The sequence below is a fragment of the Gilliamella sp. Pra-s60 genome, assembly GCF_009795755.1.
GTDB lineage: Bacteria > Pseudomonadota > Gammaproteobacteria > Enterobacterales > Orbaceae > Gilliamella.
On the sequence record NZ_WTFA01000026.1, the window covers coordinates 1 to 11,344 of the forward strand.

The following is an 11,344-nucleotide window of genomic DNA, read 5'->3' on the forward strand; positions in this document are numbered from 1 at the left end:
GTGTGGGTATTACCCATGTGAGAGTAGGGTGCCGCCAGACTTTTAAATAGATGAGCCCAGCAGTGATGCTGGGCTTTTTTGCTTTCAGGGGTTTTAATTGATTAATATAGATTGGTAAATGAATACTTTAATAGCTTTCAATAAACCATTTAATGTCATAACTCAATTTTCACCGCATGAAAAATATCAGACATTAAAAGATTTTATACAATTACCTAATTTTTATCCTGCTGGACGTTTGGATACTGATAGCGAAGGATTATTATTATTAACGAATAATGGAAAATTACAGTCCAAAATCAGCTCACCCAAATTTAAATTACCTAAAACTTATTGGGTACAAGTTGAAGGTATTATCAACCAACAAGCTATAAATAGACTAAGAAAAGGCGTACAATTAAAAGAATTCCACACAGCGCCAGCTATAGCAAATTTTCTTGATGACCCAAAAGAACTATGGGAAAGAATCCCTCCTATTAGAGAACGCAAAACAGTACCTACTTCATGGATTAGCATTACAATCTCAGAAGGAAAAAATCGACAAGTTAGGCGAATGTGTGCTGCTGTTGGTTTTCCTTGTTTAAGATTGGTTAGAGTTCAAATTGGAAAATATAATCTATTTACTCATCAATTACCATTAAGTGATTGGCGCTATATCACAACTCAAGATATTTATTTTTAACAAAAGATTTGAAAAAATAATATTAGTCTCTTTTATTGAATGCATTGGGCTTTATTCTAAAATAAGATAGAATGATCATTAGGAATGATCTTAGGGTAAATTATTTATGTTTGAACAAAAAAAAGAAGGATTTTTCTCTCGCTTAAAAAAAGGTCTTTTTAAGACTAAACAAAATATTGGATCTGGTTTTCTTAGTTTATTTAAAGGCAAAAAGATTGATCAAGCCCTATTTGAAGAACTAGAAGAACAATTGCTTATTGCTGATGTAGGCTTTGATACAACACAAAGAATTATAGATAGTTTAACAAAACAAGCCTCAAGAAAAGAACTGAAAGATGCCGATGCATTACATGAGCTTTTAAAACAAGAAATGAACTCAATTTTAAGTGGCGTAGATAAACCGCTTGATATTAATAGCCACAGTCCTTTTGTTATCTTAATGGTAGGCGTTAATGGCGTAGGTAAAACAACAACAATTGGCAAATTAGCCCGTCAATTTCAACAACAAGGCAAATCAGTTATGCTTGCTGCTGGTGATACCTTTCGTGCAGCGGCTGTTGAACAGTTACAAGTTTGGGGAGAGCGTAATAACATTCCAGTTATTGCACAACATACCAATGCTGATTCAGCATCTGTCATCTTTGACGCAATACAGGCAGCAAAAGCCAAGAAAATAGATGTATTAATTGCTGATACTGCTGGTCGTTTACAAAACAAATCTCATTTAATGGACGAGCTGAAAAAAATAGTACGAGTCATCAAAAAGCAAGATGAAACGGCACCACATGAAATTATGTTAACGATTGATGCAGGCACAGGTCAAAATGCAATTAGTCAAACCAAACTTTTTAATGAAGCTATTGGCGTTACTGGCATGACATTAACTAAACTAGATGGTACTGCAAAAGGTGGAATTATTTTTAGTATTGCAGATCAGTTTAGTATTCCTATACGTTATATTGGTGTGGGTGAAAAAATTGATGATTTAAGACCTTTTGTTGCAGATGATTTTATTAATGCTTTGTTTGATCAAGCAGATGAATAGAGAGAAATCATGATCCAATTTCAACGTGTAAGTAAAGTTTATTCTGGCGGAAAATCGGCATTACAAAATATAAACTTTACGTTATTACCGGGAGAAATGGCCTTTTTAACAGGACATTCTGGTGCTGGTAAAAGCACTTTAATGCGATTGATTTGTGGTTTAGAAAAAGCTAATGATGGAAAAGTGTTATTAAATGGCGTTGACGTTTCAGGATTAAGTAGGCATGAAATGCCGTTTTTACGTCGCACAATTGGGATGATTTTTCAAGATCATCAATTATTAATGGATCATACTGTTTATGATAATGTTGCAATCCCACTAATCATTTTAGGTAAATCAGCAGAAGAAATTCGCAGGCGTGTTTCGGCATCATTGGATAAAGTTGGATTATTAAATAAAATGAAATTTTATCCTATACAGTTATCAGGTGGAGAACAGCAACGCGTTGGCATAGCGCGAGCTATTGTTAATCGTCCTAGTGTTTTACTTGCTGATGAACCTACAGGTAATTTAGATGATAAACTATCCAAGGATATTTTAAAGCTTTTTGAAGAATTTAACCAAGCAGGCGTAACGGTTTTGATGGCGACCCATAATATGGGGCTTATTCGTCGCAGACACCATCGAATACTGCATTTAAATCAAGGGCTTTTAGAGGTTAAAAGTTAATGAATTACGCTAATAACAAACCGACTAAATTAAAGAAAAAAGACAATAATAGTTTTTTTTCTCGTTGGAAAAGACAAATTGGCTATGCTTGGCGTAATACTTTTAATGATTTTTCTCAACATATTTTTGCCTCGCTATTGACCGTTTTTGTTATTGCTATTTCAATTACTTTACCGACTATTAGTTACCTTCTTTGGAAAAATGCTAATCAAACTGCAAAACAATGGTATCCAACGCCTAATTTAACGATTTATATTAATAAAGATTTAACCCAAGAACAAACAACTGAATTGATTACTAAACTTAAATCTTATCCTGAAGTTGCTCAAGTTGATTATCTTTCTCGAGAAAAAACAATAGAAGAATTTAAAACATGGTCAGGATTTAGTAATGCATTGGATTTATTAGACGAAAACCCGCTACCCGCAGTAGCTATTGTTATGCCTAAAGAAGAAGCAAAAAAAACAGTTATATTGCATCAATTACAAACTGAATTACTTAAACTTGATGGTATAGATGATATAAAGTTAGATGATAGTTGGTTTACTCGACTAACCGCGTTAACAGACATGATTAAATCTGTTGTATGGATCATCTCGGTATTTATGATTATTGCTGTATCTCTTGTAATAGGAAATAGTATTCGCTTAAATATTTTTGCTAGAAAGCAAACGATTGTTGTCATGCAATTAATTGGTGCAACCGAGGGATTTATTTTACGTCCTTTTCTTTATAGTGGTATTCTTATTGGCTTTATTAGTTCAATTATTTCTTTAATTTTATCGGAAATATTTATTTTTCAAATAGAGTCAATTATATTGAATGTTTCAGATGTATTTGGAACAATAATCAATATCGAAGGGCTATTATGGGATGAAAGCATATTGATCATGCTTATTACTATGATTATAGGATGGTTTTCATCGCTTATTGCGACAAAAAAATATTTAAAAATAACACGAATTACCTAGTTATTTTTCCATAATTAACTAGAATATAAAACAAATTTAATAGCTGTAAATCTTAAGTGAATACTTATTAATTGAAAATAAAAAGTATGAACTAATTTATGGTTTGTTGGTCTAAATAATAAATGAACGTTATTTTAACGTTTTTAATTGTTACATTTAATTGATGATGTAACAAAATGACTTAATTTAAGGGGGAATTAAATGAGTACTGATTTAAAAATGCAAGTAGGTGCTTTAATCCCACAAGGAAATATAGAATCATACCTTCGCATGATTAACACCTACCCAATGTTAACTGCAGAAGAAGAAAAATCATTGGGTGAAAAACTTTATTATGATGATGACGTCGATGCTGCTCGCCAGTTAATTTTATCTCATTTACGATTTGTGGCGCATATTGCACGTGGTTATTCTGGTTATGGCTTGCCACAAGCAGACTTAATTCAAGAAGGCAACATTGGTCTAATGAAAGCAGTGCGACGTTTTAATCCGGAAATGGGTGTTCGTTTAGTCTCATTTGCTGTACATTGGATAAAAGCTGAAATCCACGAATATGTATTAAAAAATTGGCGTATTGTTAAAGTTGCGACAACTAAAGCACAAAGAAAGTTATTCTTTAATCTAAGAAAGACTAAACAACGTTTAGGTTGGTTTAGTAGTGCTGAAGTGGATATGGTTGCGGATGAATTAGGTGTAAGCCGTAAAGACGTACTTGAAATGGAATCACGCATGTCTGCACAAGATATGTCGTTTGATATTGACAGCGATGACGATGACAATTCAATTGTTGCACCAGCCCTATACTTAGAAGATAGTAACTCTGATTTTTCCAAATCAATTGAAAATGACAACTGGGAAAATGATGCGACAGATAAACTACATGATGCACTATCACAACTAGACGAACGCAGCCAAGATATTATTAAGGCACGTTGGTTAGATGCTGATGATAGCAAATCAACATTGCAAGTATTAGCTGATAAATACAGCGTTTCGGCTGAACGTATTCGCCAACTTGAAAAAAACGCAATGAAAAAGTTAAGGGTTGCTATCGAAGCATAATTTTTCATTAATATTAACTTCCTAAGCCTTACTTTAAAAAGTAAGGCTTTTTTACAATACAGACAAACAAAATAACAAAAAATTATCGTTTTATTTTAATTTATTATTGTTTTTCGTTTTTCCAATGTTATACTGTGTTCACTTTTTATAAAGAAAAAGGGTCTAAAGATGAATACAGATATAACTAAAACACATTCTCAGTTAAATCAATATTGTCGATTTATGGCATTATTAACATTAATTCCAATTCTAATTTTGTTAGTTAGCGCAATATCTCCATTCTTATATTATTTTTTTGATATATCAAATATTGGACTTGAATTCGCAGGGTTTTCTTTCTTCACTAGTGGGGAAGATTATGTTGATCCTAAATCTTTAGCAGGATGGCAAGCGACTATCGCAACATTAATGGAAACTTCATTAATACTCATTTTAATTTATGCGTTTTATCAACTTAGACTATTGTTTATCAATTACAGTCAATCTGAATATTTTTCAGTAAAATCAGCCAACCATTGTTACATCTTTGGCAAATTACTTGTTTGTTGGGAGGTAATACGTTTTTTATCTGAACCGTTATTAACAATGATCTTAACTTATAATCAAGATGCATCAGCACGTTACTTTTCTATTTCTTTTTCTAGTGATGATATCATAACGCTATTTATTGCGATTAGTATTATGTTCATTGGTCAAATACTTAAAAAAGCTTGCCAACTAGATGAAGAAAATAAACAATTTATTTAAAAGGAGTCATATGTGCCAATTATAATAAATTTAAACGTCATGCTTGCTAAACGTAAAGTTAAATCAAAAGATTTAGCGGCAACAATTGGTATTACAGAACAAAATTTATCATTACTTAAGCAAGGTAAAGTCAAAGGATTTAGACTCGCAACACTCGAGGCAATCTGTAAACATTTAGATTGCCAACCGGGTGATATATTAGAATATACGAACGAAGAATAGATTATTAACTTATTGCAAGTAATGCTGCTTCTTGTGCGTGAATTAAGGCGGTATCAAAAAAAGGTGTATTGCGATCGGATTGAGAGATTAATAACCCAATTTCAGTGCAGCCTAAAATAACGCCTTCTGCGCCATTTTTAACGAGTTTATCAACAATATTAAGATAGGCCTGCTTAGAATCAGGCTTAATAATACCTTTGCAAAGTTCATCATAAATAATCTGATTAATGATATTTCTGTCTTGGGCTTCAGGAATAAGCACATTTAAATTTTTATCGAACAGTTTAGATTTATAAAAGTCCTGCTCCATTGTATATTTAGTCCCTAACAAAGCGACCGATTTAATATTTTGTGCTAATAAATGTTTAGCAGTCACATCGGCAATATGAATGATTGGAATATTAATTGCTTTTTGGATCTGATCTGCGACTTTATGCATGGTATTAGTACAAATAACTATAAAATCTGCACCAGCAAGTTCCACTCTTTTAGCGGCATCAATTAAAATTGCTGCACTTTTATGCCACTCATTATTGGCCTGACAACTTTCAATTTCTTGAAAATCAACGCTATATAAAACCGTTTTAGCTGAATGCAATCCACCTAATGATTTAGCAATAGTTTGATTAATAACTTGATAATAAGTTGTTGTGCTTTCCCAACTCATACCACCGATTAAACCAATTGTTTTCATTTTTTATATACCTATATAAAATTTATTTATTTTTGTTAACTTGTTTCATTATCTACAATAAACAGTGATAAGTAAATTTACTGCAGGATTATTTATGTTGATAATCAACAATTTTGACTATTTTTTGCTAAATAACCGAATATATATGCTATAAAGTCTATATAAAAATAATAACGTTATAAATATAACCGTTAAGGTAACAATCTCGAATGAAGAAAAGAAAAACACAGTTATGGCTTGTACCGATTATCTATTTTATACTCTCCTTTCCCTGCTTTGCCGAACCCAAGGTGATCCATGTTTTGGTGGCACTATGTGATAACAAATATCAAAAGATAGCACCAGTTCCAAAGGCGATAGGTAACGGACAAGATCCCAAAAACAACCTTTATTGGGGGGCGGCTTATGGTTTTAAAACCTATTTTGCTAAGCAAAAAGAGTGGCAAGTTGTGCAAATTAATCGTCCCAAATCAGGAATAATATTAGAAGAGATTATTTACAAACACCAAGACAAAGATGTTTATCTAATTGCACAGGCGTATAATGGCAAATATATTAACGATACTGTTGATGATTTTATTGATTATTCAGCAGGCAAAAAGGCAAAAGTATTTAAATTGGATAATAAAACGGTGATAGCAGGGGGAAGTGCAGATCTGGTTGTCTATATAGGCCATGATTCACTAATGGAATGGTCATGGAAAAAATACTTACCCGATAGCTGGCGTTGGAATACATTATCAAAAGAGCAACAAGAAAAACAAAAATCACGTTATGCGGCAGTATTTGCTTGCAAAAGCCAACAATATTTTACGCCACCACTATCGCGCCTAGGCATTACTCCGCTCATTTTAACTTTGCACCGTATGGCGCCAGAAGCGTATAGTGTGCATGCAATGATTAACGGTTGGTTAAATGGCGAATCAAAGGCCGATATCCGGTTAAAAGTGGCTAGTGCCTACAGTCAATATCAAAAACTTAGCAAACCTGCTTTGCATATTTTTACTACCGAATACAGCCAATAAATGGCTCATATTTTGCTTTCAATAATCTTAGTTAAATTGTAAAGGTGCAATAAATGATGACAATACCTAAAATAGTTATCCTAACCGGCGCAGGTATTTCGGCCGAATCGGGCTTATCAACCTTTCGAGCCCAAAATGGATTATGGGAAGGTTATGATGTTAATGACGTAGCAACTTACGAAGGCTATATGCGTAACCCAACAGCAGTACATGATTTTTATAATATGTTGCGCCGTAAATTACAACACCCAAACGTAAAGCCTAATGCTGCTCATTTTGCGCTGGCAGAGTTAGAACAAAAATTAGGTACTGACAATGTCTTAATTGTGACACAAAATGTGGATAACTTACATGAACAAGCTGGATCTAAAAATATTATTCACATGCATGGCGAATTATTAAAAGTTCGTAATGAAAAAACAGGACAAATAATTGATTGCTTTAACGATGTGAATTATCAACAAAACAAACTCATTCGCCCACATATAGTTTGGTTTGGTGAAATCCCCCTACAAATGGAACAAATTTATGATGCCCTTTCACAAGCGGATTATTTTATATCCATTGGCACATCAGGCAATGTCTATCCTGCCGCTGGTTTTGTACAAATTGCTAACCAAACAAATGCAAAAACGATTGAACTTAATTTAGAGCCCAGCTTAGGTGAAAGTCTATTTCAAACCAAAATTTACGGACCCGCAAGTAAAGTGGTGCCTGAATTTATAAAAACATTCATCTAGCTATTATTCAAGTTTATCTAAATAATACTTACCGCCCAAATTATTCATTTGGGTACGAATCCATTCTGCTTTTTTTTGAATATTACTATTAGGGTTAACAGGACTCCATTTTCTTGGATTAGGCAAAATCGCTGCCAGCAAACTTGCTTGAGTCGGCGTTAATTGGCTAGCACTAACGTTAAAATAGTGACGAGAAGCCGCCTCAATACCAAAAACGCCCTCATCCCATTCAACGCTATTTAAGTAAATTTCCAGAATGCGCTGTTTAGACCAAGTAAGTTCGATCCAAAGTGTAAACCACGACTCAAATCCTTTACGAACCCAGCTACGTGATGGCCATAAAAAAATATTCTTGGCGACTTGCTGAGTAATTGTACTGGCACCACGAATTTTTTTATTATTTTGATTATGCTTCAAAGCCCGATTAATCGCCTTAAAATCAAATCCCCAATGATTAGAAAAGTTTTGATCTTCGGCAGCAATAACGGCTATTTTAATATTATCAGAAATCTGATCCCAATCTTTCCATGTGCGTTGTTGAGTAATGTTCCAATGAGTGATTTTTCTTTCTACCATCAGCATTGAACCCAAAGGATTAACCCAACGCATTAACACAACAAGCAAAACGGACAATAGCATAAATCCAATTATCGCTTTTTTTGTTATGTTTAAAAATTTTTTGAATAAAGGCTTCATGCAGATTTAGATAAAACAACGTAAAAAATTAGCAAATAAGATACGATATATTAACGTTTTAATAAATAACTTTTTATAAACTCAGCAATTTGAATTGGCTGATTAATATCAAATCTTGGTATATTTGTATCTAACGGCTCATCACTAGCAACCGCCAAAGTACAATCATCAATAAAAAGTGGTTTTTTAACACAGCCTCGGTGACAAATAATTTTAGGGATTTGCTCATCTTTAAACCCCTCAACTAAAATAATATCAACATCAGAAAATTGATTAATTAAAGTCTGCAAATCCGCTGATTTATTGGGTGTTTCACAAATTAAAGCGTAGCGGTTATCGCAAGCAACCATTGTTTGTAAAGCACCGGCTTTACGCAATTGATAGCTATCTTTTCCTGGAATATCAAATTCAACATCGTGATGCGCATGTTTTAAAGTCGCCACCTTAAAGCCCTGCTCAACAAGTAGCGAAATCACCTTAGTTAATAAAGTTGTTTTACCACTGCCACTGTAACCACAAATAGCGAGCGTTTTTCTTATATTCATCGTGTTGTGATTCAAAATAGTTAGATTCAATTAAAAACTAATATACACCATTTTTCACGATGAAAAAGATAAGAGCATATCTATCAAAAAGTGGTCAGGAAAGGTATTGATTTTATTGAGGTTTTTATTGTCTTTTACCAAGATCAGTCACCCAAGCTAAACAAACCCCACTTCCAGCGTTAACTAATCTCTACAATAAATCAACAAAAAAACACTGGCGGATTATTCATCATCAAGTTATAATTTTTAAGCTTTTTTAAGCAAATAAAAAATTATAAAAGTTTAAATAAAACAATAAATTACTTGACAGGAAGATTGAAATGCACTATCATGATTGGCATCTGGCATCTGGCATCTGGCCTGCCCAACCTATACCTTAAATCTTATTGATTCACACGGTCGTCAAAAACAGGCGCCACACTTATTTTCATCACCAAAGTCATTTTGCGTAGCGAAATCGACACCGTTATCGGCAACATTATCACCGATATCCAAATTGTTATCCAAACCACCATTATTACCTAAATCCGCGTTGCTCTTTGTGCCATTGTTGTTATTGCCGTATACGCAGGGGGTACAGGCGTTATCGGCCTATACATCAAGAGCAATAGAGGGGAGCGCACCATATTTAACGTTTGATGGAGGGCTAATCAAGGCAACCAATACAGACAGTTTATTATCGATAAAGTTACCGGATGGCACAAGGTACATGAAGTCAACCAACCCATCAACGCCAACAAAACCAATAAGATTACCGAATGTGGGCGGAAAATTAAGTGATATTACAATGATCGTTCCGCCATCACGGAGTTCAATCACCATAAATGATTTGGTTACTCAAGGAAATTGGGGAGATGATGATGGCGATGGACAGAATACGGGTGACGTAGCGGCATCGGGGAGTATATCGGTAACGTTTACGGATAAAAACGGTAATACGGTTAGTCGTAGTGATGCATTAAGTATATGCAGTGCACCTTATCGGGTCAGGCTAGAAAGTACAAATGGCACGTTAATAACCCGTTATGGTGTGCCAAGGAGCAGTACTTTTAGCGGCGACGTGGTGGATTATTATATTAACCCATATAACAATGCCGGTATTTGTTCGGTCAGGCCGAATTTACTGTTTGGCGGCACAACTGGCATTGATTCTTACGACAACCCACGCTATGCAGGCCCCGATAACATATGGAATCCTGAAAAGGGTTTTTTAGTCCAGTCAACCAGTTCATCGTCTTACGACCGAAATTTCCCAACAACGGGTTCAGATGGATTGTATTTTGATTTGGATGTAGGTGGCGTCGATGCAAGTCAGTTAAGTTGGACAGTAATCACAAGTGGTAGTATAAGAGCAACGGTAAATTGGACAAGGCCGCGTTCAGATTCACACGAAGACTTTCGTTTAGGAATACTTCAACACGATGCTTGGATTAGGGATAAAACCAAAAATGTAACGCGGGTAACGTTGAAGGGACCAGAGGCAAGAAACCAGTGGAGCAATTCTAATCCAAGTCGAATTACCGTGCCATCTTTGCCACAGACCTTTGAGTTGATCGGTAGAGATAGAAGTGGTAATGAGGTGAGGTATGGATTTGTGTTAAGGCAGTGGTTCGTCAATCGGGGTGGGCAATTGAAACCTTATAAAGACCAGTTAGCGTGGTGTAATAGTTTGGGTTATCGAATGCCACGGATAAGGGATTTAACCAATGCGAAGTGTGGTGTAGTTAATTATCAATTCCCATGTATAAATGGCATCGATGGCACCACGCCGTCGTCAGGGTTTAATGGTTACAAGCGTCACATAGGGGCAGGATTTTTCACAGAGTGGGGCAACGGATACAGCTACGCAGATGTGGATCTCAGTTACGATTACTACTGGACGAGCGATGCAACAGATAGCGACCCATTCTCTGTCTTCTCGTTCAGCAGCGCAGTCAACAGCGTCCCAACTTACTTTCCTCATTCTACTGTTTGCACCACACCTTAGCTTTTAGCGTTTATTTCTTAATCCTAAATAAAGGCGCAGAAGGTGTTTATGGAGCTAAGAGGAACAATACAGACAAAAACCCAGCCCCCGCGCAAGTTGGGGCGTTTCCCTTCGGGTTGCGCCGTTGTGGCAAAGCCACAATAGCGCCGCCCTTCGAGCTGAAAGCACCGCACCCAACCTTCTAACAAATCTTTACAATAAATTAACAAAAAAAGTGGCAGATTATTCGCCATCAAGCTATAATTTTAAGGCTTATTCA

At 35.1% G+C, this 11,344-nt stretch carries 12 protein-coding genes and 1 pseudogene; 10 read left to right on the forward strand and 3 right to left on the reverse strand.

The window, feature by feature from the left end:
* Nucleotides 1-118 precede the first annotated feature (118 nt).
* From GQ596_RS10650 to GQ596_RS10680, 7 genes and pseudogenes are all read left to right on the forward strand, one after another.
* Entirely contained in the window at nucleotides 119-682 is a 564-nt protein-coding gene (locus GQ596_RS10650; protein ID WP_160401708.1) for a pseudouridine synthase, read from the forward strand.
* A 121-nt stretch (nucleotides 683-803) separates the two neighbouring features.
* A pseudogene (gene ftsY / locus GQ596_RS10655) lies at nucleotides 804-1,727 on the forward strand (signal recognition particle-docking protein FtsY); the annotation flags it as partial.
* 9 nt (nucleotides 1,728-1,736) lie between these two features.
* Nucleotides 1,737-2,396, forward strand: coding sequence for a cell division ATP-binding protein FtsE (ftsE, locus tag GQ596_RS10660; RefSeq protein ID WP_160401709.1), 660 nt, complete (start codon nucleotides 1,737-1,739; stop codon nucleotides 2,394-2,396).
* Entirely contained in the window at nucleotides 2,396-3,367 is a 972-nt protein-coding gene (gene ftsX / locus GQ596_RS10665) for a permease-like cell division protein FtsX (protein ID WP_160401710.1), read from the forward strand. Before ftsE ends, ftsX begins: the two co-directional genes overlap by 1 nt.
* Nucleotides 3,368-3,568: 201 nt before the next feature.
* Complete coding sequence (rpoH, locus tag GQ596_RS10670; RefSeq protein ID WP_160401711.1) at nucleotides 3,569-4,429, forward strand: RNA polymerase sigma factor RpoH; 861 nt, start codon at nucleotides 3,569-3,571, stop codon at nucleotides 4,427-4,429.
* Between the two features lie 168 nt (nucleotides 4,430-4,597).
* Nucleotides 4,598-5,176, forward strand: coding sequence for a DUF2975 domain-containing protein (locus tag GQ596_RS10675; protein ID WP_160401712.1), 579 nt, complete (start codon nucleotides 4,598-4,600; stop codon nucleotides 5,174-5,176).
* Between the two features lie 12 nt (nucleotides 5,177-5,188).
* Nucleotides 5,189-5,398, forward strand: a complete 210-nt coding sequence (locus GQ596_RS10680) for a helix-turn-helix transcriptional regulator (RefSeq protein ID WP_160401713.1) — start codon at nucleotides 5,189-5,191, stop codon at nucleotides 5,396-5,398.
* Nucleotides 5,399-5,402: 4 nt separating this feature from the next.
* Here the strand turns inward: GQ596_RS10680 and GQ596_RS10685 are convergent, their stop codons facing one another.
* The gene (locus tag GQ596_RS10685) at nucleotides 5,403-6,092 is read right to left on the reverse strand and encodes an aspartate/glutamate racemase family protein (RefSeq protein WP_160401714.1); all 690 of its coding nucleotides are present in this window, start codon (nucleotides 6,090-6,092) and stop codon (nucleotides 5,403-5,405) included.
* Nucleotides 6,093-6,301: 209 nt separating this feature from the next.
* Here GQ596_RS10685 and GQ596_RS10690 point away from each other — a divergent pair, with 209 nt between their 5' ends.
* Complete coding sequence (locus tag GQ596_RS10690; RefSeq protein ID WP_160401715.1) at nucleotides 6,302-7,117, forward strand: hypothetical protein; 816 nt, start codon at nucleotides 6,302-6,304, stop codon at nucleotides 7,115-7,117.
* 56 nt (nucleotides 7,118-7,173) lie between these two features.
* Entirely contained in the window at nucleotides 7,174-7,857 is a 684-nt protein-coding gene (gene cobB / locus GQ596_RS10695; RefSeq protein WP_160401719.1) for a Sir2 family NAD+-dependent deacetylase, read from the forward strand.
* Between the two features lie 3 nt (nucleotides 7,858-7,860).
* Here the strand turns inward: cobB and mtgA are convergent, their stop codons facing one another.
* Together mtgA and mobB are read right to left on the reverse strand one after the other, a co-directional pair.
* Nucleotides 7,861-8,553 carry a monofunctional biosynthetic peptidoglycan transglycosylase gene (gene mtgA / locus GQ596_RS10700; protein WP_160401716.1) on the reverse strand — a complete coding sequence of 231 codons (693 nt, stop codon included), beginning with the start codon at nucleotides 8,551-8,553 and terminating at the stop codon, nucleotides 7,861-7,863.
* A 50-nt stretch (nucleotides 8,554-8,603) separates the two neighbouring features.
* Nucleotides 8,604-9,098 (reverse strand): molybdopterin-guanine dinucleotide biosynthesis protein B, encoded by a 495-nt coding sequence (gene mobB, locus GQ596_RS10705; RefSeq protein WP_202112560.1) that lies wholly within the window; start codon nucleotides 9,096-9,098, stop codon nucleotides 8,604-8,606.
* A gap of 334 nt (nucleotides 9,099-9,432) precedes the next feature.
* Between mobB and GQ596_RS10710 the strand changes: the two genes are divergently transcribed.
* Nucleotides 9,433-11,085 carry a hypothetical protein gene (locus tag GQ596_RS10710; RefSeq protein WP_160401718.1) on the forward strand — a complete coding sequence of 551 codons (1,653 nt, stop codon included), beginning with the start codon at nucleotides 9,433-9,435 and terminating at the stop codon, nucleotides 11,083-11,085.
* The last annotated feature ends 259 nt before the right edge of the window (nucleotides 11,086-11,344 follow it).